A 23,645-nucleotide genomic window follows, 5' to 3' on the forward strand; every position below is an offset into this window, starting at 1 on the left:
TGAAAAGGACGTTACTATGCCGTCCACGGTTACTTCAATAAGCGACCAACTATAATCCTGAGACTTTTTCAAATGTTCTCCCGATTTTTCTACCCCAAGGCCATCCTCCATGTTAATCTGTCGGAAGTCTTGGAAGGGATACTCAAGGATTAAATGACCTTTCTACCCATAGTGGAACGTGAATTGCGCGTGGTTGCACGGCGACCTGGCACTTATCGCAAACGTGCTTTGGTAGCGGCATTTCTCGCGGTGATTGTATTGGCTGAAATTTTGTTGCTTCCCTTTGTCACCACGTCTGTCTCATTGGGAAGAGCGCTCTATATTATAGTCTCCTGCCTGGCGCTGGTGCTCTGCGCGCTCTCAGGTATTTGGAGTACCGCGGATTCATTGAGTGGAGAGAAACGCGAAGGCACTCTCGGATTGCTCTTTCTTACCGACCTCAATGGCTATGATGTCGTGCTTGGAAAACTGGCTGCCGCTCTCCTGGCCTCAATTTACAGCCTCCTCGCCATTCTGCCGATTCTCTCCTGGTCACTTCTGCTCGGCGGTATGACGATGGGCGAAATCTGGCGCATGGGATTTGCCCTGGTGAATGTTCTTTTCTTTTCGCTGGCTGTTGGTGTTTGGGTTTCTTCCCGCAGCCACTCTGTCAGTTCAGCCATGGGTGGCACCTTCTTTTTGGTAATGTTGTTTTTGCTGGCACCCGTCCCGTTCAAAGCCAGTCACTTCGCTCCGCTCAGCCCGGCATATGCTTTTTTTGCCGCCCCCATTTTCAGCTACGCGGCCCATCCGTTTTATTATTGGGAATCCTTGTTGCTGACCCAGGCCTTTATCGCGTGCTTTCTCGCCGATGCCTCGAGGACGATTAAACTTTTTCGCGAGGGTGAGCTCTTCGGCTCGGCTTCTACTTCGCCTAAAGCAACCTCGTCCGCCTCGGTCTCGAATCCCAAATACTCTGAGCAACGGGCAAAAATTCGTGCCCTCCTGCTCGACCACAATCCCATCTCATGGCTTGCAAGTCACAATATCAGCACGCCGCGCCTGGTCTGGTTACTGGTCTTTTTTGCAGGATTGATTATCGCCTTAATCTTCGCCTTCCCGTTGTTTTATAGTCTCCTTACAAAGCCTCAGCTCATGACGACGGCTCAAAGCAATACCTATACTGTCCGAATCACACCGATCCAAACATTCATGTCGTTCATGGCAGGGTTTGGATTCGTGGGTTTGCTCATCCTCATCAACGCCGCCGTAAAAGTGCTCGTCGCTTCACAAGCCTGTCGTTGCCATGCCGAGGCTCGTCGCAACAGTACTTTGGAAATCCTCTTAACCACCCCCATAAAAGTGCAGGACATCCTTCAAGGTCAGGTTCTTGCTCTCAAGCGGACTTTTCTTAAACCAATCCTGGTGCTTCTCGCTTTTGAAGTGACCGGTGTCTATGCCGCGCTTTACCAGGCTTTTGGCCAGGCGGCCACCGGGGAGCTCGGGCATCGCTTTGGCGACACTGTGTTGTTCGTGGAGGCAGCGTTCATTCTCTTCTTCCTGCTCGATTTTCAAGGGGTCACCTGGGCTGGGATTTGGTTCGGGCTCTGCTCCAAAAATGAAAGCCAGGCCACCTTTAAAACAACTTTTTATGTCATCGTCGGCCCCATGCTGCTGCTCGTCCTGTATTTCATCGGCGCCGCCTTGTTCCTTGCCTGGCCAGTGGTCAGCTTCGTCCGGGCCCGCTTGAAGTTGCAGGAACATTTTCGCTACCTCGCTGGCCAGCGTTTGACCTCGGGTGCCGAAACCTCCCTTTGGCTGCCCTTGCAAATTCCTGAAGCTCCCGAAGAGCCGTCCGCCAATCCACCGCCGCATTCGCCGTTCCCAAACTCTACCATGACTGGAGCAGAGAAGGCATCGTTTCATTAGCCACGCAGCCAAACATCAGGTCGGTTTGCACCCTGTCACTGCTTTTCCCAGCCATCACCGCAAGACTTCTCTCCAATTCCGGTTCAAGTGTGTTTCACCTCTTCTTAATCCGTGTTGGTCCGTGTCAATCCGTGGTGAAATTGCATTCTGGTTTGGCTTGGTCACACGGCTCATCAACCCGGCGTGATAAAAAAACTTAATGGATTTCTGCAATTCTGCAGTGACTCCACCAGACTCCACTGCTAAATAAGCAGCTCAAAAGCTCGTGGGACAGCCAGGCATTGGCACATAAAAATACTTTTAAACTTTGATTATGAAATCGATCAGACGGTTGAGCCCGAGGCACGCTTACCTCATGGCTAGTGGCGACCTTCGCCTCACTGCCAATCAGCAATGCTGGTCTGCGCAGGCTAACATGGAAGCCAGCCTTACCCGTGCATTGAAAGCCGAAGGCTGGACGGTCATGCGTGCCCACCCGTATGACCGTGCAAAAAAGCACGGCTTTATCGACTCTCAAAAAATGGGAATGGAAGTATTTCGCAAGCTGGACCCAAATGCTCCCTTAATCGTTGCCGAGAGCGTCTGGCAGTACAGCCATCATTTGCTGCACGGTCTCCTGACTCATCAAGGACCCATCCTCACGGTTGCCAATTGGAGCGGCACCTGGCCCGGTCTGGTCGGCCTGCTCAATCTCAACGGGTCCATGACCAAAGCCGGCATTCGCTACAGCAGTTTGTGGAGCGAGGATTTTACCGACGATTATTTCAAGAACGGCCTTCGCGAATGGCTCAAGACAGGCAGCATTACCCACGACCAAAGCCATGTGCGCGACTTGGAACACGTCAAACTTCCCGCTGCTGATGAACGCCTCGGACGCCGTATGGGCCGCGAATTCAAGGCGCAAAAAGCCATCATGGGCGTGTTCGATGAAGGCTGCATGGGCATGTTCAATGCAATCGTCCCCGACGAACTGCTGCATCCCACCGGTCTCTTCAAGGAACGACTCAGCCAATCCTCCCTGTATGCTGCCATGCAACAAGTCGCGGACGCAGAAGCCCGCGAAGTGGTGCGCTGGTATTTGAAGAAGGGAGTGAAATTCCACTGGGGCAGGGATGAGGCCACTGAACTCACCGAATCGCAAACCCTCCAACAGTGCAAAATGTATATTGCCGCCGTTCGCCTCGCCGATGAGTTCGGCTGCTCCACCATCGGCATACAATATCAGCAAGGTCTCAAAGACCTTACCCCCGCCAGCGACCTCGTGGAAGGCACGCTCAACAGTGTGGAACGTCCCCCGGTAAAATGTCCTCGCACCGGCCGACTCCTCTTCGCCCGCGAAGCCTTGCCCCACTTCAACGAAGTCGATGAATGCGCCGGTCTCGATGGCCTCGTCACCTACCGACTCTGGCGCGAACTCGGTCTTCCGCCTGAAAACACGTTGCACGATTTGCGCTGGGGCCAGCACTTCACTGGTGAAGGTATCAACGACTATGTTTGGGTGCTCTTAATTTCCGGTGCGGCGCCGCCCGCGCATTTTGTTGGCGGATGGAAAGGAAGTTCCAGCGAACGCCAGCCGCCCATGTACTTCCGCCTGGGTGGTGGCAGTCTCAAAGGTGTCAGCAAACCAGGCAAAATCGTCTGGAGCCGCATCTTCGTCATGGATGGCAAACTCCATTGCGACCTCGGCGTCGCCAGCGTTGTCGAACTGCCCGAGGAGGAAACCGCCCGCCGCTGGCGCGAAACCACCCCGCAATGGCCCATCATGCACGCCGTGTTCGATGGCATCACCCGCGACCAGATGATGGCCCGTCACAAATCAAATCACATCCAGGTCGTCTACGCTCCCAGCGAGAAGCAAGCCCATCGCGCCTGCCGCATCAAAGCCGCCATGCTCGCCGAAATAGGTCTCCAAATCCATTTCTGCGGCAATGTAAATTTGGCATGACAATTTCCCGACAGAAATCCTTGGAAATTATTTGAGTTCAACGGCACCTCCCAATAACAGGGCAGGGCAGTGGACGACAAGCCAGGCAAGTCAGGTTTTATTTCTGAAGAGAGCAGGGATAGAAGTTGCTTTTAAAATCTCTGTTTACCTGGTGCGGCAAACCTTGCTCATGGCTTCGCGATCTTCTCTGTCTGGCCGCGTTGCTTTTGCCAGAGATACTCAATTATTCCTTTATACTTTTCCAGAGTGGCCGGGTCACTCCAATTGTATAAGGGCGTGGGCATAAATCCGCGTGGACGAGGCTGCGCATTCACAATCGCGCGTCTTGTCAGGGAGATGAGCAAGCTTTCAAGTTCTTGCTGGTTCAATCTCCTGTCATGGTCTTTATCGTAGTTGAGCCAGGCCATCATATTAAAATAGGTCCGGGCTGTTGCGTGCAGTTGATTCTCCTCCATCACGACTGTCCTCAATTCCTGTTCGCTCAGCGCGCCATCGCGATCCTGATCCCATCGGCGTAGCAGTTCTGCTGCAACCAGCGTTTGAACTTTGTCCATTGCCTGCAACTCCGAGTCATCCACTTGGCCATTTTCATTCGCATCGAATAGGGCGAGGTTGTCTTCCTCATCCAGGAAACCATTTTTATTCGTGTCGATTGCAGGCCAGTTCACTTCCAGCCAGCGTAGATCCTTCACTGCCGCTTCCTTCTCTTCCGGATTCAAGTTTCCGTCGTGGTTCAGGTCATACTGAGACAGCAACTCCTGTTGCAGACGCTTTATTCTGGCAACCTCCTCTGCCTCCTGCTGCAACGTAAGTTCCCTTTCATGATTGATGGCCGCTTGAAGTTGTGCATCAGGAATGAGCCAAACGCCGGGCGTGCCAGGATAACCGATCATCAGGCCATCCGCAGCATGAGCCAACCAAGGAGAACCAAGACCCCAGAATCCCTTTTGTGAGCCTAAACTCGCGCTCGGAACGGGACCGCGAGCCACATCGAATTTCAAAGGAACGAACAGTGGCTTTGGCATCCCGCTTTCCAGGCAAACGAGAAACGCATGATGCCCGTTCTTTTCAGCAGCCGACCATTCCTTGGCCGTATTGGTAACTGCACAATCCTCCTGGAAAAAATGCACGTTTGTTAGCGTTGCAATACCTGGCGCGCCTGCCGTCTGCATGGGAGAGTTTGGTTTCCAAATGGGCTTGGGCTTCGAATTGTTCGTAGCCAGTTTATTGTTAAACATCCCGGTACTTGGAATGCCGCCACCGTAAAGCTCAAAGACTTGCTCTTCCCAATAAAGATTGGCATTGGTTCCGGTATGCGCCAGAAACCAAACCTGAGCCTCGCCTCTCACGGGATTGGAGCGTAACAAGGTGCCCTCCTCAAATACTTCCGGACGCCTGGTCACTGCTAGATTCATGCTTTCTTCCCAGTCCTTTCCATTCCAGGTATAGAGCTTGTTCCCAATACAGGTCCGGACGGTCTGGTCAGGTCCTGGAAAGAGCAGGGGAGAATTGAGGCTACTCAGGGAGTCCAGCGCCGTTACCGCCGGACGTCGCCGGTTGCTGGCCAGCATTCGTGTGCCATGCCCTCGATCCAGGATTTCGAAAATACTCTCGTCATTTGCTGCGTACAAATGATCCCCAATGGCATACAGCTGACAGAGCTTGGGCTCAGGTATCTCGACTTTCTCCCAATGCCTGGATTCCAGGTCATACCGCATTACGCCCACCGCGCTGAGGTACACAGCCGACTTGAACAGTTCAAAGTAAAAGCTCTCGTCCTTCGCGCCATTGAACCCCGTGGGTCTTGCGTATGGATCATCGCTGGGCGGATACGGAATTATTTGCCAGGCTCCATTTTTTGGATCCAAAATGGCAATGGCAGCTCGATCGGAAATGGGCGAGGAATTATGCGCGGTCTCATCATAGCGCAGATCAAGTAATAATTTGCCTTCCCGCACACGATGGGAAAAAACTTTGATGTTGGAAGGGGTTTCACCAGGAAGCAGCTTTTCAGGTATGGCAAAGAACTTATCCACCAACAATGCCTGCGCAGACATTTCCGGCGCTTTCAACTCAACGGGCCTGACAACGATCACATTGGTATTTGCGCTTTTCACCGTTTGAGAAGATGGATGAAGAATCCTCGCCAATCTGCCCTCAACGATCGTGACTTGGGAAATGCCACCTTGTAATTTGCTCATTTCCACACCGGTCAAGCTTGATGCTCGAGCCAGGAGATTTGATTTGTAACTGGCGCATAACGGCTCCAGCTCCGCTGCTTGCGCGGGTGAGTATTGATAGAAACTGAATGCGCGGTTGAATGCGAAGAATTCATATGAGTTGCCTTTCAGAATTTCCTTCTGCTTCTCGAACAAAACGTCGTTTTCCTGTTGCTGTTTGCGCAAACGCAGATTGTTCCAATACTCGCTGTCCATTGCCTCGAGCTTCGCCCAATACTCATGATAAAGCTGCTGCTCTAATTTTTCCTTCACTGCACTTGAATGATCCAAGCCATTGCGACCAACCAGATCACCGAGTCTCCAGTTAAGATAGAGCAATTCAACATTGTTTGTGACAATCGCATCGTGATTGTCAAACAAGAGGGAGATCAGGCTGTTAAATGAATTCGCCAGTTCCTTCTCGTTGGCTGCCTGTGCCACTTGCAGACTACTGGCCTCCAGTTTGAGGAACAAATTTGTCGAACTATCCAGCTCCTGCCTGAACTGACTCCAGAGCAGTCGTCCCCTTTCCTTGTCTTGCTGATTCCAAGCGGGGAGCAGTGGACTTGCAAGCTCCCGGAACCAAAGATCCTTGTGGATGTAGCAAAACACTTCGCTGCTCATTAAACCGCGGTAGAGTGCTATGGTATCTTCTGGTTTTTCCTGCCAGAAGGGACCCCAATGCAGCTTGCATTGAAAAATATTCGGCGCCTCCGAAAATCGGCCTAGTGTGTCATGCGTGGCGAACTGGTTTCCCACCCAATACGCGTCCCGCACTGAAGGCGATTTTAAAATGTAATCTGAAACCTCCCGCGCCAGGCGGCGCAGTTCCGCGAGCTTATCTTCCACCCCCTTCTGTGCCTCTGGCACGAGATAGAAATGCTGCAACACTTTCGATGCTCCCGTCAGGGTGCTGACTCCCAAACGATACCAGTCCGAGTCCATTTTTGGTTCTTCCGCTGGCAGGCTCTGGCTGAATTCGCGATAGAGGCCTAATACGTGAATGGCCCCGGCAAGCTTTTCCTGATCGGGTTGATTCAACACCATCAGTATGCGAACGAACTTGCCATCCAATCCACCACGTTCCCAGATCATCGCAGCAGGATGATATGTCCTCTTATCATCATCCAGTGTCGATCGAGCCTCCTCATCCGTGGCGGTGGTTTCAGAAAGCGAACTCTCCACGAAATGCGGATCCGGAAGCGCGTCTGTCAAATGTGCTTGAATTCGCACCATGGCACAGTCCAAGTCCCGTTTGCCCAGAGCCCAAGCTGCTTCCGCCGCAGCCTGTGCCTCCTTGTTTACTTGCCATTTCAACGCCCATTTAGCTTCCTCATAGAATTGTATCGCCTCCGCCGCCGGCTTCCATTCCGGCGCTGAGCTTTGTTTCTTTAGGGATGCCATGATCTGCCTTGCCAACTGCTCAATCATTTGCTCGGGCTGGTTCCGTTTCCCGGAGATCTCAATCTCCACCGGCGTTCCACCGCCGGGAGGCACCAACCGTGCGCTGATCGTGGCTTCCTCCTTTGAATAACCGTTTTTATCCACAATCCCTTCCAACAAATAACTCCCGTTCCAGAAGGGGGAGTCTTCCGTTTTCGAAAACTCCTTTTCCGTGGTCAGCTTGTCCAGTTTGCGACGTTCAAGGACGAACAATTCTTTCTCATGAGTGAGGCGGTTGAGGAGCAGTTCGGTTAATTGGTGCTCGAATTGTTTGGACTCCGGCGAACTGGCGGCAGAGCGGAGATTGAGAACCGAGATCGGCAATGCATCCTTTGTCAGCACACCCAGTTTGGGCAGAAACGGCTGGAAGTGTGCCCTGACCAGTTTTGCCCATTCACCCGAATCCTTCATTGGCCACGGGGACTCCATCACATCCAGAATCACCCCTTGTTTCACCGCAATCAGCGTGGCAGCCAAATGGCTGTTTGTGCCGCTTTGAACCAACCCCAAGGTCAGTAACCCATCCGCCCCCAGAATGTGTCCCACGTCGATGCTTTCCTTGATGCTGATCCCGCTTTGCGCCAGCTTTTGTTCCTTTAGAATTTTGTCGATTTCATTTCGTTCCAGGAGAACAACGTTGGTCTGCCCGGAAAGCTCCACCGCAAGCAGGTCGCCCGCCTGGCTGAATTCTGAACCGGAAAGTATGGCCAGGCGAGGCTGGTTTTCATTCGCACGAACAGACAGGCCAAACCCAATCAAGAGAAGGCAGCAAAATAAATAATTAACGAGCCTGCGCTTCATAAGTATTGGCACTGCAACCACCCACCGTTTTTACATGTTCTCGCATTTTGAAAATGAATTGTGACTTAGTTTGGGTCTCTATTTGATCTTTTCGACACCTGCAGTTCTTTGTTGCCGCCAAAGATGCTCCACCACTTTCTGGTATAGTTGCCGGGTTCCGGGATCGTTCCATTGGAAGGCAAACAACGGCACGCGCGGGCGCATGTCCGGCCAGCTGGGGCGCGCAGTCAGAATGCTGTTGTGAGTGTAAACAGCCAGCATTTCTTGAAGTTCCTTTTGGTCCAACGATCGGTCGCGATCAGCATCGAAACCTAAACAGAAAGACACACTCACATGAAATTGGGCTTTGGGGCGGGTGCGTCTGTCTTCGCTCTCAAGCGCCCGCAGTTCCTGTTCATCCAACACCCCATCGCGGTTCTGATCCCAACGTTCGAGGAGTTTGGCTGCAACAACGGATTGAATTTTATCAATGGCGGAAAGCTCGGCCTCTTCCGCCTGGTCATTACCATTGGCATCAAAGAGATTCAGATTATCTTCCGCATCCAGTAACCCGTTGCCGTTGGTATCGATTAAAGGCCAATTGAGTTCCAACCAGGCCGGATCCAATACGGCCGCTTCACTTTCTTCCGCATCAAGAGTGCCGTCATGATTATGATCGTATCGAGCCATCAGCTCTTTCCGCAGATCCTCCGGCTTCTTCTCAGCCTCTCGACGGCGTGACTGGTTATCTTGCATGTCGCGAGCAATGGCTGCATCGATTTGCGTTTGAGGGATTACCCAGATGCCAGGAAGACTCCCATGTCCAATTACCAGTTTGCCGGCAATCGTAGCCATCCAGGGAAAGGTAAGGCCCATCCGCGGCGCTCTTCTAAATAAAGTGGAACTCGGAACCGCTCCGTGCTCAGTATCAAACTTTAAGGGAATCGACAAAGGGTCCTGCACTTCGGGATTCAGGCAAAACAGGAAACCATGATGGCCGTTCCTTTCTACCGCCGTCATATGTCCCGAGAGGTTTGTAACGCCGCAATCCTCCTGGAAAAAATATAAATTGGTGTTTATGGCGACGCACGCGCCTTGTGCTATTTGCACGCCCGGTTTTGGCTTCCAGAACGGCTTCGGTGCCGAAGCGACATTGGTTTGAGGTTCCCCAGTCGTGGCTGGCCTCAAATATGGATTTCCTACCCGCTCCTGCCAGCAAAAGACTGCATTCGTTTCAGCATGCGGCAGGAACCAGATCTGTGCCGCACCACTCAAAGGAACAAAACGCAGCAGCGTCCCATCCGCGAAATCTTCCGGACCTTTGTTCAACTTCAGGCTCAAACTCCGGTTCCAGGCCTGTCCATCCCAGCTGTAAATACTGCCATTAACGGACGTGCGAACGGTTTTGCCGGGTCCCGGAAATAAAACCGGCTTATCCAGGCTTTCCAGCGAATCCAATAATGTTATCTCCGGTCTTCTGCGTATGCTGGCCAGCAGTCGTGTGCTGTGCCCTTGATCCAGTATTTCAAAAATGCTATCGTCACTCGATGCATATAGGCGGCCGCCCATGGCAAAAAGCTGACAAAGCCTTGCTTCGGGCAGGTGTAAATCCTCCCACTCCATTGTCCTCGAATCATAACGCTTTATACCCTCCCAATCGCTGATGTACAGCGCTCCGTTGAAAAACTCAAATTGTGAGGTCAGCTCCTCCTGGCCCATGAAGCCAATTGGAACGGAAAGCTGATTAATACCAGCATTACCGTTTGCAGGGTAAGGAATTATCCGCCACCCCTCGTTTTGTGGATTCCAAATGCCTACGGCGGCGCGGAACAAGGGCCCTGCATTCGGTTGTCTCTCATCATAGCGCAAATCGACGAACAACTTTCCTTCGCGAACAACATGGGAAAGTGTTCTTAAGTGAGCAATCTTTTCCGCCGGAAAATCCCTCTCAGGGATTTCAAAGTATTTTTCCACAAGCAAGGGTTTGGCTGAGGAATCGGGCCCGTGCGCTTCCTTGGAATTGAGACGGAAGGCGTTTGTTTGATTGACAGGCTCTTTCCTGGCAGTTGGATTTTGGGAAGTGCGCAGGATTTCATTCACCCTCTTCTCAATTATTTCAACTCGAAATATCGCACTGCTTAATTGGGCCTTTTGTCTTTCTGGCAGGTTCGATGTCTGCGTTGAAAGATTTGTCTTATAATTCGCTAATAATGGTTTCAGTTCCAAGGCTTGGGCGGGTGTGTACTGAAAGAACTGGAAAGCATGCTCGAAGGTAAAAAATTCGTATGATGTGCCCTTCAGGATTTCTTTCTGTTGTTCAAATAATACCTGGTTTTCGCGTTGTATCTTTCTCTCACTACTCCTCGTCCAATATTCCTGATCCATGGCCGCAAGTTTGGGCGCATATTCCGAATTATATAATTTGCCCAATTTAGCTAAGCCCGGTTTTAAGCCCAGGTGCCAGGTGCCCACCAGATCTCCCAGTCCCCAGTTTTGATATAACACTTCGACATTATTAGTGACGATGGCTTCACGATTATCGAAAAGCAGCTTGAATAGGTTGGTGAAGGCAACCTCCGATTCCTGAGGATCAGCGGTTCGTGCCAGCTCAAGGCTTTTGGCCTCCAGTCTCAGCATCAAATTAGTCGAAGCCTCCATCCCTTGAACGAACTGATTCCAAACCAGTGGAACCTTCTGCTTGTCCTCTGGTCTCCACGCTGCCAACCGTGGGAATTCAATTCCCCGGAACCAGAAATCTTTGTGGATGTAACAAAACACATCGCTCCTCATCAAATCGCGGTAGAGCGCAATTGAATCTTCTGGCGCTTCCTGCCATACGGAGCCCCATAGCAGCTTGCATTGAAATATATTCTGACCTGCCGAAAAGCGAGCCAGTTCGTCGTGCGTAGCAACTCGTTCTCCAACCCAATATGCATCTCGCACGGAAGGTGATTTCAGAATGTATTCCGAAACAGCACGCGCCAGCCTGCGAAGTTCCGCGAGCTTATTTTTAACCCCTTTTTGCGATTCGCGCATTAAATAATAGTGCTGTAAAACCTGTGATGCACGGATCAGCGAATTGACACCCAAGCGATACCACGCTGAATCCATCCTGGGTTCCTGCGGTGAGGTGGTCTGAGCGAATTCGTAATATAGACTTAGTATGTGGATCGAAGCATCAAGTTGTCCTTCTTGAGGTGAATTTGCGATGGTGAGATACCGAATGATATCACCATTATCGACTGGGTGCTCCCAAAACAATCCTGCGGCATTGTCATTGGTCTTAATTTGTTCCAGAGTCCAAATAATCCTTTGTTCATCCTTAAACCCACTCAGCGTCCCACGTTGGTAACCCGGATCAGGCACAATCTCCGCCAGATAGGAATTTATCCTTACCAGCGCGCAATCCATATCCCGTTTGCCCAGTGCCCAGGCCGATTCCGCCGCAGCTTGTGCCTCCTGGTTCACGTTCCATTTCAATGCCCACTTCGCTTCCTCATAGTATTGCATCGCCTCGGCTGCCGGTTTCCACTCCGGCGCTGAGCTTTTCTTCTTCAACGATGCCATGATCCGCCTTGCCAACTGCTCAATCATCTGCTCCGGCTGGTTTCGTTTCCCGAAGATTTCAATCTCCACCGGCGTTTCGCCACCAGGAGGCACCAACCGTGCGCTGATCGTGGCTTCCTCCTTCGAATAACCATTTTTATCAATGATTCCCTCCAGCAAATAACTCCCATTCCAGAATGGCGATTCTTCAGTCTTATTGAATTCCTTTTCTGTGGTGAGCTTGTCCAATTTGCGACGCTCAAGCACAAATAATTCCCGCTCATGTGTGAGCCGGTTTAAGAGCAGTTCTGTCAATTCACGCTCCAGTTTTTTGGTTTCCTGCGAGTTCGCCGCTGACCGCAGATTTAGGACTGAGATTGGCAACGCATCCTTGGGCAGTACGCCCAGTTTCGGGAGATATTCCTGAAAATGCGCCCTGACCAGCCTGGGCCACTCACCGATCTCCTTTATTGGCCAGGGCGATTCCATCACATCCAGAATCACCCCTTGTTTCACCGCAATCAGCGTGGCAGCCAAATGACTGTTTGTACCACTTTGAACCAACCCCAAGGTCAGCAATCCATCCGCGCCAAGAATTTGCCCCACTTTAATATTATCCTTGAGGCTCGTTTCGCTTAGCGCCAGGTTCTGCTCCTTTAGAATCCTGTCAATTTCACTTCGTTCCAGGAGCACAATGTTCGTTTGATGCGAAAGTTCCACCGAAAGCAAATCGCCAGCTGGACCGAATGTCTGGTCTGACAGTATCGCGAGGTGAGGTTGGGGCGTCTCTGCGCCTGCGCACAGACTGCCCGCCAACAAAAGCAGAGGGCAGAACACATACTTGAGAAAATGGCGCTTTAAAAACATCAGATTTGGCATTCAGGAATAATCAGTTCACTTGGGATGCAATGTTTCTGCCTGTTTGAACGAACCAGCGAATGTTCTCAGCTCGTTTTCATCCAGATAGCCGTCGTGATTCGCATCATATTGCTTGAGCAAAAGGGAGACTGATGGGAAATCCCTGGAAATGAGCGGAGCAAATACAATTTTTTTGCCCTTGATCATTTCTGGAGAAGCTTCTGCGTAAAGCAAGCTTCGTTGGCGCAGAACCTTCAGCTCTTCCTCATCCAGCCTGCCATCATGATTGAGGTCAGATCTCTTGAATATTTCCCTGATTTGGACTGAAAGCTGATCCGTGTGCCAGGATCTTTCATCGTTCACATAATCGGGATCTTTTTCCATTGCCTCGCGTTCCTTGGGATCAAGAATTCCGTTTTTATTCCGATCATATTTTGCCAGCAGCGTTCGTTCCCGATCCTTTTGTTTCGCCTCCTGATAGTTGGCAAACGTTGCCTCTTCGGCAAACTGTGACCATGGACTTTCCGGAAAACGCCTGATGATCTCCCCGTAAGCCTCGCGCACTGTTTCCGGGTCATTCACACCGAGGGTGTCGTGGCTGAATGCCAGGAGGAATAATTCCTCCAGGTTTGCCTCGCTGACCGACTTGTTTTTTAGCAGGGCTGCCACCTGGGAATCGTTCCCCGCGTACAAGGCAAAGAGCGCCCTGGCTCGCAGTGGCATTTTTTCAATCAACTCGTTTCGTTCGCCGGGTGTAATCCCAAGGCTCAACCAATTTTCCTTGGGGACCGCAAGAAGGTCTTGCTTTTTGACCTGCTGAAGAGGCGAGTCTGAATAAGGCGTCCCCACCCATAGAAATTCACGGGAAACCGCCAAACTCGAAACCTCGCGGTCCAGCTTGAAGCAGCTTATCCAGGCGAGGCTGGGTTTATGCAATAACATGACATAATAAGGATAACTGCGGATGGCCACCCAGAGGAAGTCTCCGTCATTCGCCAAGGCGCTGACACCGTCCGGCAGGCGCGCATCCAGATGCAAGGGATCGTTTGACGATGTAGATGGCTCCGAGGAACTCCCATGCAGTTTGTTTCTCTTTGACTGCAGGCTCTTCAATCCTTGAAATATTTTGTGCCTTGCCTCCTCCACTTTTCTTTCCGGAATGTCTTTTGTGTTCGCGAAATAAAACTGGGATTCCTGCAGGGAAATCCCCGGTTCGGAGGTCGGTGTTTTCCAATGCTCCAGATGAGAGTTGTCCAATGTGAGGCGGTCCAAACTTTCAGCCGTGCCCATCCAAAAAGCGGAAGCGTCGGGAGTCATGCATCGGAGGTTGGGAAGCTCATTTAAGTTTTTCCAACTTCCTCGCGTCAAATCGTAAATCAGGGTGGAACCTGAGCTTAGGCATAACCATTCTCCATTGGCTGCCAGGAAAGGATGACGGTCATTGGAACGGGAAAACGATGCTGGTGGCAGAGGAAGGCTTTCCCATCTGGAGTGCGGCGTCTTCAACCTCAGGAGTTTGAAATCACCGGTTACGTATATTGCGCCATCGGAAGCAGCGGTTAAACCATCAGTCTCGTGCAGATTAAACCCATCTGCCAATCCAACGGAACGCGCACCTGTATTATTTAAACCATAGAAACCAAGCGAGGAACCTCCCAGCCAGATTCCATTCTCGCCCGGAGCCATCGATTGGATATTTTCCGGCAGGGAACTGTCGGCACAGCGACTCAGTGTGCTTTTGACAACATCGTAACACCACAGTTTCCCCATTTTGCGGTGCATCTCCGCCGAGATCTCGGGCTTTTCTGAACTGGATTGGGCCGATGCTTCACTTTCGGCCAGAATCCATAATTTTTCCTGGTGGAAGAGCAGTTGTCTAATGACTTGCAGTTGCTCGTGCTCGGGGAAGGAAATGCTCTGCAGAGTAGGATTGAGAACTGTTGGAAGCAAACGAGGCGGATTTAAGTTAAACATCGGGCGCACCTGCCGCAACCAGTCGTTCCCGGTTGCAGAGGGCTTTTGCACCATTGCCGGAGCTGGTAGATGTACTGCCGGGCGGGTATCCCTCTGCACTGGCCGTGAGGGTGGCGTTGATGTTTGGAAAGCAAAAAGTGAGGACAGCAGTTTGTCTGCTTCCGTGGGCTTGCCGACCTGAGTGTACCATTTTCTCAAGGTTTGTTCCTCGTTCGTTGGCAGAATCCGCGTTCTTTCCAGATGTTTGGAAAACTCAATGCAAAGCGGCCACACCCCTTCGATCAATCGTAATCGTTCCGGTACATGATCCTCTTGCTCAAATATTCTTCCCAACACCATGCGCAAGGGAGAGATTTTGAAGGCCGGGTTTTTATCAATATTATTGGTGATGGCGTAGTTGGTTTTGAAATAATCTGCAACCCGGCAGAGCCTCTTCCAGTGCTCTGCGTCAATTTGTTGTTTCCATTCCTTTTCAAGGGCAGGGGGGATGTCCGCCGGGAAACCATAAGCTTGGGCTTTGTTATGGGTCGCCCACATCCGCAAAACCTCGTCGAGCGAAGAAAGATATGGAGCGGAAATACCCTGTGACCCGTACGGGAATGGCAACGTGACGGTTTCACCCAAGCCAAATTGATCAACATATTTGCCCCAGGCAACGCTCCTTCGCCACTTCGACCAAAACTCGCTTTTGACTGTAAATCCAAAATCCACCCAAAATCCCCAGCGGCAACTGATCCTCAGGGCGTGGGCTTTGGAATTGCCTGGTTCAAAAAAGCAGGCCGTTTCCAGCATATGCACAGCCTGTATGAAAGTTTCCTTGTTATGCAGCCCCATCGTTGGATGTCCCTGTGATTCAAGGCTGGTGTAGGTTTTAAGAATTTCTTCCGTGATGGCGTGCCGCATCTGACTCGTGTCCGTTTGGTGACCGTGCTTTCCAGCCTGCGACAGGATTTGTTGGGTGGCTTTATGCAGAAGACTGGTGATCTGCTCGGGCGAAGCAGTCCATTGCTTCGATAAAACAACTTCCTGTTTGAATGTTTTGAACGGCAAAACGCCGTCCCAGACATTGACTGTGACCATCAACTTCGGATTGGCTCCCTTCAACTCCTGCATATTCGAAGTGGTATAGGACCCCCACACGTAGAGGTCTGCAGAATGTCGCCATGCATTGAGATCCGCTTCGGCAAAACCTTCCAAAACCATTTCTGCTTCATCCATGGATTGATAAGCCTTTGGAAAGCGTACGATCCGGATTTGCGAATTGGTTTTCGTCGCTTGCTGCAGAGCCTGAAAAAACTCGCGCTGCAGAATTTCAGTGCCCCGTTCGTAAGTGCTAAGATCTGCAAAAAAGAGTGGGGCGACCAGGACTTGATGGGAGGCTTCCTTCGCTTTCGAGCGCGACAGGGCCAAAATTTGATGCACGGTTTCAGCAGCGGCTTCCAGTTGGCGGGATTGTGGCGAGGCATTCTCCCCGGCTGCTTCCGGAAGTATCAACGTTTGTGTGACCAAGGTGTCCGCGTGCTGGAGATCAGTCACCTCAAAGGACAAGGTACGCCGGTTCTGATCGTCGTGGGAGAATTCACCGGTTAACAGCCATTCTGCCTTGGCCCACTTGCCGCGGCGGACGGGAGCGGTTTCACCAAGGTTCCCAAGTTCAGCCAACCCCAGTTCGCGGCCGGCAAGTTCCAGTTGAGTGCGCTCAACCCACTCAATTCCGGGCTCATCTTGAAGGCGTGTTTGCAACATGCTTGCGAAATCTGCAGCAGCCTGTGCATTCCGGTAGGAGTTATCATCCGTGCTGAAATCCATCATCGCCACCCTGATTGAACTTGAATCGGTCGATTTTCCCGGAAAGTCAGCTTGTGCAATTCCGCCGCTAAACACGCAGCAGAAAACCAAAATCTGAATGAAGGCGGGATTTCGACAACAGTGAATAATCGGCAACATCAGTTCGAGCAAACCACGCTGGCTGCCTCCGGTTTTTCCACTCGCTAACATGCAGGATGCAATGCCGGGGATTGATTATTTCGCAGTTAGTTTCGGCAGCAGGCGTTCAGCCAATTCCAGGGCGGCATTTTGCAGGGCGGTTTTGGCCGCTGTCTGCTCGGCAATATCCACGGCCACGCTGGTTTGACGATCCTGAGTCAAGATCTTTCCACCCTCCCGCTGTTGAGCTTTGATTTCCACACGGGAACGGCACGAAATCAGATTGCCTTTGCGCATGCCATAAACACTGAAAGCTTCCCCGGTGATTTCGATGTCAGGCTTGTCAGTGGATTTGTCATCCAGGACAGTAAATCCAGCCTTTTGCAGGATCATGGCAAGTTCGGTTTCTGCGGCGGGGTCAATCACAGCACCACCGAAGTGGCGTTCCGCAATCTTAAGCGATACCGAGGGACGTTTGCCCTCTTTGAGCGATTTCACAAGCTTATCAATTTTCTCCTCAGGGCTTTCGAATTTGGCAACCAACGTTGCGCCTTTCTCCGAGACGGTTTTGCCAATTTTTTTTGCCAGCTCGGCGGAAAGATCGGAGATTGAGGCAGACGCCGTCCCCTTGACCAGTTCGCCATAAACACGGCTGGTCTCCGTGCCAATGATCTTGGCAACCATGATCAATTCTTTGTCCGCTTTGAAAACACGCCCGGTAACCAACACTTTCGCTCCGGTAAGATGTCCTACCTTGGCAGCGGTGTCAGCGGAAACGGTTCCCGAAAGTCCCAGTTCCTGTTCGCCCAGGACCTTTTCCAGTTCCGCCCGCTCAACCGTGATGATCTGCGGTTCGGCGGAGAGATTGGCATTTACCAGGGTGGCGATTTTGGGACCCAGATCGTGCACGGCTTCATCTTTCGATTCAAAATCGAAGATGGCCACAGTCAATACATCCGGGTCCGCCGCGCGTGCGGTGGCGCAGAGCAACAAAAACAGGCTTACGATTGTTGATAGTGATAGTTTCATATGGTGGATAAACCTTTTCATCGGTTGTTTTCGGAGAAATGAAGTTGCTCCGGCATGGTGGCCAATCCCACTGCGCGGAGCAGATTCAATTGTGATTGAGGGTTTAATTGGAAATCAGAAACAAGGGAGGATTGCACGATTACAACAGTGCCGTTCACTGCCTGTACGGGAAGCATCCGCGGTTCTGTCATGGCGCCTGGTTCCTGATCAGGAACAATCCAGACTACGGCTTTATCCGCTTTTGCCAGAATCGCAACTTTGCGTTTCAGCTCTGAAGATTTGCTGCTCAAGTGAATGGGTGACCAAACAATCGCCAGATTTCCCGAGAACTTTTCCGCCTTGGTATCCGCGAGGTCTTCCACATCGAGAGCGTAAGCTTTGAGCAGCGGTTTGAGATGGTTTTCAGGATCATAAACTCCCACCGGAAGCCCTTTGGCCAGCGGATGCAGTTCGGTAAGTAGATTGGTGGGGAAGACGAAAACTTCCGTTTTACCGATGACCCCGGCAGCGTCATCAATCCACTGTATAAGAAAGCGAGTCATGCTTTTCACCTCCGGGAAATTGAAGGTGCCTGATTCAAGCACAGTTTGACTGGAAAGGACCTGCAAGGTCTTCCAGGGATCCGATTTTCCAAAAGGAGCTGCCGTGGATGAACTGACCTGATACATCCGGGTGCGCACGGAGACGTTTGTGCCACTGGTTCCCGGATTGCGAAAGATCACTTCGATCGAGCGGGCCGGACCGGAAAAAACAGACTGTACCTCGCGAGAATGAACAACCTCCAGTTGTGCCAGGAGAGGCTGAGCCGCACAGAATGGCAGCAACAAAATCCATTTTCGTAACCAGTTCATGTTTGTGTCATCAATCGGCACCTGATGGTAGATGCAAGTTTGCCTCCCGCCCAATTCTCTGACCAATAGGATAATTGAGTTCCGTAATTCCTTTGAACTTTCACACTCAGGAGTGGAACCGTGCCGTGGAGTCGAGTCACATTGGACTGGCTGGTTAGCCAAGGCCTGCCGATGGATGGACTGTTATCTCCATCCAACGGCAGGCTGGCACTCCCATCTCCATGGCGAAAAATTAGGTTCATTTGGTTCAAAGGGCTGCTTCCAAAGGTTTAGCTTCGATTTTCAGGGATTGCGCCAGATTGGCATTATCATTACCAGCCCAGAATGAGCTTTTTCCAACCAGCATCACCTGGCCCTCGGGAGTGGCCAAAACCTGGTAGGTTTCACCGTTCGCTTGAACGGTTTGGCCGCTGAAGGTGATGAAACCCTTGCAACCCTCCGGTCCGCAAATTTTTACCAGCAGGGGCGGGGAGTTGGGCACATTCGGGTTCTCTGAAAGAACCAGGTGCGTCCCTTTTTGATCAAATACTATGGCCTTAACTTGATTTGGAAAAAGTCCTTCAATCTCATGATAATATTTTCTCGCATCAGCCAGTTGTTGAGTATTGAACCCCGACTCCTTTCCACGCCAGAACCCGACTGTAAAACCAAGAACGATACAGGTGGTGGCAAGGGCAAATCCCCAGGCTGCCAGGAGCCTCCGTCGGGGGCTGGCGTGAACACTTTGATCCATGGATGGCTTGTGCCAATGGAGTCTGGCCGTAATGCCTTTTGCAAAACTGTTCCAATAGGCTTCATCACGCTGAGGCACTTGCGCGGACTTCAGTATTTCATCCAGCTCTTTATCATTCATGCGACACCTCTTTAGTGTGAGCTTTGGAAAGCAGTTTTTTCAGTTTCGTGCGGGCGGCAAAAATGCGCCATGAGACCGTGGTTTCGGAGCAACCCAAAACCTGGGCGGCTTCGGCGTGATTCAGACCGTCATAGGTGGTAAGCACAATCGCCGCTCGTTGCTTTGGACGCAGTTTCATTAGCGCTTCCTGGACTTGTTGCGCACGTTTGCCATCGGGAGTGGTTTCCGTATCCAAATTCTGACCGTACTCCTCGTGCGCTTTTTGCTGACGTTGCTGACTTTTTCGCCAGTTTAGACATAAATTGATGCCGATGCGGTAAAGCCAGGACGAGAACTTTGAGTCTCCGCGGTAGGTATGGATCTGCCGAAACGCCTGGATAAAAGTGTCCTGGGCCAGATCCTCACCATCGGTGAGAGAACCAGTCATCCGGTATGTCAGCGCGTGAATCATTTTTTGATAACACTTGATGAGTGCTTCAAATGCCTCATGGTCGCCTTGACGGCTTTTGCCAATCCATACTTTTTCTTCATCTATTACGGCCATGCGGCGTTATTCTTTAATGGGTAAGACAGGTGTCGGCGACAAATCCTTTGATAATTTTGAAAAAATTTTGAACGTGTTGCGCGATTGAATTCTTATCCGAATAAGATTTTTACTACCCACGACCCCAAAAAACCGCCTATACTGTCCCGTAATGGCCGCTACGTTAAACGAAATAAATGAGGATGTGCAAAGAGCTTCGGCTTGGGTGAATACTTTGCGCAAGGAAATTGGCCACGTAATCGTGGGCCAGGAATACTTGGTGGACAGACTTCTCGTTGGCCTCCTGGCCAACGGACATGTGCTTCTGGAAGGTGTACCGGGCTTGGCTAAGACGCTCTCGGTGAGAACGTTGGCTGCCGCCATCCAGGCCCAGTTCCATCGTATCCAATTTACCCCGGACCTGCTGCCTGCCGATATCATTGGCACTTTGATTTACAGTCCGCAGGACGGTAAGTACCACGCCACGCGCGGACCTGTCTTCGCCAATCTGGTGCTGGCGGACGAAATCAACCGCGCCCCAGCCAAGGTGCAGTCGGCCTTGCTCGAGGCCATGCAGGAGCGACAAGTGACCCTCGGCGGGGAAACCATGCCCTTGCCATCGCCCTTCCTCGTGTTGGCTACGGAGAACCCCATCGATCAGGAGGGAACGTATCCCTTGCCCGAAGCGCAGGTGGATCGCTTCATGTTCAAGGTGGTGATCGGCTATCCTACGTTCGAAGAAGAACGCAAGATTTTGGACAAGATGGCGTTTACCTCGCCCGATTTCAAAATTACGCCCGTCATTTCGTTGGACGAAATCATCAAGACCCGTAAGTTGGTGGATGGCGTTCATGTGGACGAAAAAATCCGCGATTATATAGTCCATCTTGTGTTTGCCACCCGCACGCCGGAAAAATACAAACTGGACGTGAAGCATTTGATTCAATTTGGCGCTTCACCACGCGCGACGATCTTTCTGACCGTCGCCGCCAAGGCATGGGCTCTGTTGCAAGGCAGGTCCTACGTGACACCGGAGGACGTAAAGAATATCGCTCCCGATGTGTTGCGGCACAGAATTATTTTGACGTATGAAGCTGAAGCCCAGGCCGTGAAAACGGATGATATCATTAAAAAAATTCTCAATACCATTCCCGTGCCTTGAAAACCTCACTGCGGTCCAACATGACCTCTTGCAGCCATAGTAGTTGCAGTAGCCCATGACCATTCAGGAAATCTTCGAAGCTGTGCGCCGGGTGGAAATCCGGACCAACCGGCTGGTTAATGACATGATGGTCGGTGCGTACCTGAGTCATTTCAAAGGTCGGGGCATGGATTTTGAGGAACTGCGTGAATACATGCCGGGTGATGATGTGCGGGACATTGATTGGAATGTTACCAATCGCATGGGCCGCCCATTCGTGAAGCGATTTCGGGAGGAACGCGAACTGGGTGTCATCCTGGCCATGGATATTTCCGCTTCCGAAGCGTTCGGTTCCAACCTGCGCAGCAAACGTGAGTTCGCCACGGAAATTGCTGCCACCCTGGCATTCTCGGCCGCTCGAAGCAGCGATAAGGTTGGATTGTTGCTCTTTTCGGACCAGGTGGAATTGTTCCTGCCCCCTCGCAAAGGACGCAGTCATATTCTCAGGTTAACCAAGGAAATGCTGTTCTTCGAACCAAAGAACCGGAAAACGAGCATTCCCCAGGCTCTGACTTTTCTGAACCACGCCGTTCGGCGTCGCTCAATCGTTTTCCTCCTCACCGATTTTCTACACAGCTTTGGTGCTGGCACCGTCGGCACAAAAAATGGCCGGGACATGGTGCAGCAGATTGGGATGACGAATGCGCGGCATGACTTGATCTGTGTGCATTTGCACGATCCACGCGAGAGCCATATTCCCAACGCTGGCTTATTGACGATTGAAGATGCTGAGACAGGGGAACTTCTGGAAATGGATTCAGCACGAGCCGGTGTCCGGCAAACCTACGCGGAGCAGAATGCAGCGAGGTTATCCGACTTGGACCGTGCATTGACGCAGGCCGGGGTGGAGACACTGCGATTCAGCAGTGGAGAACCCTACGCGCAGATACTGCAAAGATTCTTTGAAACACGTCGCGGCAGGAGGAGGGGATGAGTCTCTTCTGCAAACAGTCACGATTCGGCGGATGTATTCTGTTCGCTGTTTTTGCACTATTTGCTCCCAATGCCCTGTCTGCACAACAGGACCTGACCGCCTTAAGACCGCCGAAAGGGGAGTTGGCTCCAGGTTTCTGGGAGCAGTTTGGCTGGGTGGTGGCGGCGGGCTTGATCGTTCTGTTTGGAGTGGCGCTGACATGGGCCATGTTGCGAAAAGGGAAAAAGCCACCTATCCTGCCTGCGCCAGCGATGATGGCGAAACGCGAGTTGGAAGCACTTCGGGGACAAACAAAGGGTGAAGCGCATGCCTTTGGCGTCTCTAAGATTATCAAAAACTACCTCGTTCTGGTGTTATGTTTGCCGCCTGGTGAGTACACGACCTTGGACATCAATAAGGCATTACAAACTCAACCGGACCTTGGCGAGGATTTGAAGCAAAATTTTGCCCGGTTCCTCCGGGAATGCGACGAGCAAAAGTTTTCCGGCGCCCATTCTCGCAGCGACAATGATATCATCACTTCTGCCTCCGGATTAATCGATCAAACTGAGAGCCAGTTGAAGCAGATTCGGTCCCAAACCGCACCGTTAACGGTAAGCGCTCCGGCGAAATGAATTCCCATTTTCAATTTCAATATCCGTGGTTCCTGGCATTACTGGCGTTGCTGCCGGTGTATGCCTTTCTGCGCGGACGCGTAGGCAAGCTTTCCGCCCTGCGTTTTTCAAGTGCCGAAATTGCCCGGGCTGCGGGTGGTGCGGCTCGTTCCGCAGCGGGACGCCTGCTCGCCTTCCTGCGCATTATGACGGTGGCTTTGCTCGTTGTGGCACTTGCCGGGCCACGGTTCGCGCATGACCGCACTGAAACCCAGGCCAGTGGCGTGGACATTATGCTGGTGTTCGATTTATCATGGTCGATGATGGTGCTGGATATGGGAGGGCATGATGAGACGGGTACGCGCTTCGGCATCGCCAGTGCGGTTTTGGAGGACTTCGTCAACAAGCGCCCCAATGACCGCATTGGTTTGATAGTCTTCTCCGGTGTGCCTTACCTGGCCAGTCCCTTGACCTTGAATCACGATTGGCTCGTTGAAAACCTGCATCGGTTGCATATAGGTATTATCCGCGAACTGGGGACTGCCATCGGGGACGCCACGGCAGCAGCTACCAAGAGGCTGCAGATGTCCAAGGACAGCAAAAGCCGCATCATTATTCTGCTGACGGATGGAGATAATAATCAGGGTGAGATCGAGCCGGTTCCGGCCGCTCAACTCGCGGCTGCCATCGGAGCGAAAATCTATACCATTGGATTGGGAATTGAAGAGCCGAGCCACCTGCCGGCCTTCGATGTGGACACCGGAAAGTTCAAACACGGTCCCGGTGGAGAACTGATTCCAACCATCATGCTCCAACCTGCCAACTACTCTGTGCTTGGCCAGATGTCCCGGTTGGCGCACGGGAAGTTTTATCGCGCCACCAATCGCCGTGACCTGGAGAACATTTACAACGAGATTGATCGACTCGAAAAAACCGAGGTCAAGCTCCGGCGTTTCACCACCTTCACCCCTTTATTTCAGTGGCCATTGATTGGCGCCGGTGCGTTGCTCGCGCTGGAATTGATTTTGTCCAATACCCGTTTTAGGCGAGTGCCTTGATAAA

13 protein-coding genes are annotated in these 23,645 nt (G+C 51.7%); 6 read left to right on the top strand and 7 right to left on the bottom strand.

Translation table 11 applies throughout. The features are described from left to right. The first annotated feature begins 153 nt into the window (after nucleotides 1-153). Together CFLAV_RS26990 and CFLAV_RS26995 are read left to right on the top strand one after the other, a co-directional pair. Nucleotides 154-1,908, top strand: coding sequence for a hypothetical protein (locus CFLAV_RS26990; RefSeq protein ID WP_007418068.1), 1,755 nt, complete (start codon nucleotides 154-156; stop codon nucleotides 1,906-1,908). Nucleotides 1,909-2,221: 313 nt separating this feature from the next. After that, nucleotides 2,222-3,853 (top strand): fucose isomerase, encoded by a 1,632-nt coding sequence (locus CFLAV_RS26995; RefSeq protein ID WP_007418069.1) that lies wholly within the window; start codon nucleotides 2,222-2,224, stop codon nucleotides 3,851-3,853. Between the two features lie 167 nt (nucleotides 3,854-4,020). Here CFLAV_RS26995 and CFLAV_RS27000 read toward each other — a convergent pair whose 3' ends face one another. The 7 genes from CFLAV_RS27000 to CFLAV_RS27030 all read right to left on the bottom strand — a co-directional run bounded on the left by CFLAV_RS27000 (nucleotide 4,021) and on the right by CFLAV_RS27030 (nucleotide 19,876). Further along, nucleotides 4,021-8,316, bottom strand: coding sequence for a CsgG/HfaB family protein (locus CFLAV_RS27000; RefSeq protein WP_007418070.1), 4,296 nt, complete (start codon nucleotides 8,314-8,316; stop codon nucleotides 4,021-4,023). A gap of 78 nt (nucleotides 8,317-8,394) precedes the next feature. Then, on the bottom strand, nucleotides 8,395-12,720 hold the full coding sequence (locus CFLAV_RS27005) for a CsgG/HfaB family protein (protein ID WP_007418071.1): 4,326 nt from the start codon (nucleotides 12,718-12,720) through the stop codon (nucleotides 8,395-8,397). A 15-nt stretch (nucleotides 12,721-12,735) separates the two neighbouring features. After that, nucleotides 12,736-16,671: a ligand-binding sensor domain-containing protein gene (locus tag CFLAV_RS27010; protein WP_007418072.1), complete on the bottom strand. Its 3,936-nt coding sequence runs from the start codon at nucleotides 16,669-16,671 to the stop codon at nucleotides 12,736-12,738. 24 nt (nucleotides 16,672-16,695) lie between these two features. After that, the gene (locus tag CFLAV_RS27015) at nucleotides 16,696-17,628 is read right to left on the bottom strand and encodes a CsgG/HfaB family protein (protein ID WP_050785967.1); all 933 of its coding nucleotides are present in this window, start codon (nucleotides 17,626-17,628) and stop codon (nucleotides 16,696-16,698) included. Nucleotides 17,629-17,645: 17 nt separating this feature from the next. Next, a complete protein-coding gene (locus CFLAV_RS27020; protein WP_007418074.1) occupies nucleotides 17,646-18,479 on the bottom strand; it encodes a hypothetical protein in 834 nt (277 codons plus the stop codon). Between the two features lie 247 nt (nucleotides 18,480-18,726). After that, nucleotides 18,727-19,332, bottom strand: a complete 606-nt coding sequence (locus tag CFLAV_RS27025; protein ID WP_007418076.1) for a hypothetical protein — start codon at nucleotides 19,330-19,332, stop codon at nucleotides 18,727-18,729. After that, nucleotides 19,325-19,876 carry an RNA polymerase sigma factor gene (locus CFLAV_RS27030; protein ID WP_007418077.1) on the bottom strand — a complete coding sequence of 184 codons (552 nt, stop codon included), beginning with the start codon at nucleotides 19,874-19,876 and terminating at the stop codon, nucleotides 19,325-19,327. The genes CFLAV_RS27025 and CFLAV_RS27030 overlap by 8 nt, the downstream gene beginning before the upstream one ends. Nucleotides 19,877-20,027: 151 nt before the next feature. Here CFLAV_RS27030 and CFLAV_RS27035 point away from each other — a divergent pair, with 151 nt between their 5' ends. The 4 genes from CFLAV_RS27035 to CFLAV_RS27050 are packed head-to-tail and all read left to right on the top strand — an operon-like array spanning nucleotide 20,028 to nucleotide 23,641. Beyond that, nucleotides 20,028-21,017 carry an AAA family ATPase gene (locus CFLAV_RS27035; protein ID WP_007418078.1) on the top strand — a complete coding sequence of 330 codons (990 nt, stop codon included), beginning with the start codon at nucleotides 20,028-20,030 and terminating at the stop codon, nucleotides 21,015-21,017. 55 nt (nucleotides 21,018-21,072) lie between these two features. Further along, nucleotides 21,073-21,990, top strand: a complete 918-nt coding sequence (locus CFLAV_RS27040) for a DUF58 domain-containing protein (protein WP_007418079.1) — start codon at nucleotides 21,073-21,075, stop codon at nucleotides 21,988-21,990. Then, nucleotides 21,987-22,604 carry a hypothetical protein gene (locus CFLAV_RS27045; RefSeq protein WP_007418080.1) on the top strand — a complete coding sequence of 206 codons (618 nt, stop codon included), beginning with the start codon at nucleotides 21,987-21,989 and terminating at the stop codon, nucleotides 22,602-22,604. The genes CFLAV_RS27040 and CFLAV_RS27045 overlap by 4 nt, the downstream gene beginning before the upstream one ends. Continuing rightward, nucleotides 22,601-23,641: a vWA domain-containing protein gene (locus CFLAV_RS27050; RefSeq protein WP_007418081.1), complete on the top strand. Its 1,041-nt coding sequence runs from the start codon at nucleotides 22,601-22,603 to the stop codon at nucleotides 23,639-23,641. The genes CFLAV_RS27045 and CFLAV_RS27050 overlap by 4 nt, the downstream gene beginning before the upstream one ends. The last annotated feature ends 4 nt before the right edge of the window (nucleotides 23,642-23,645 follow it).

Source organism: Pedosphaera parvula Ellin514, assembly GCF_000172555.1.
GTDB lineage: Bacteria > Verrucomicrobiota > Verrucomicrobiia > Limisphaerales > Pedosphaeraceae > Pedosphaera.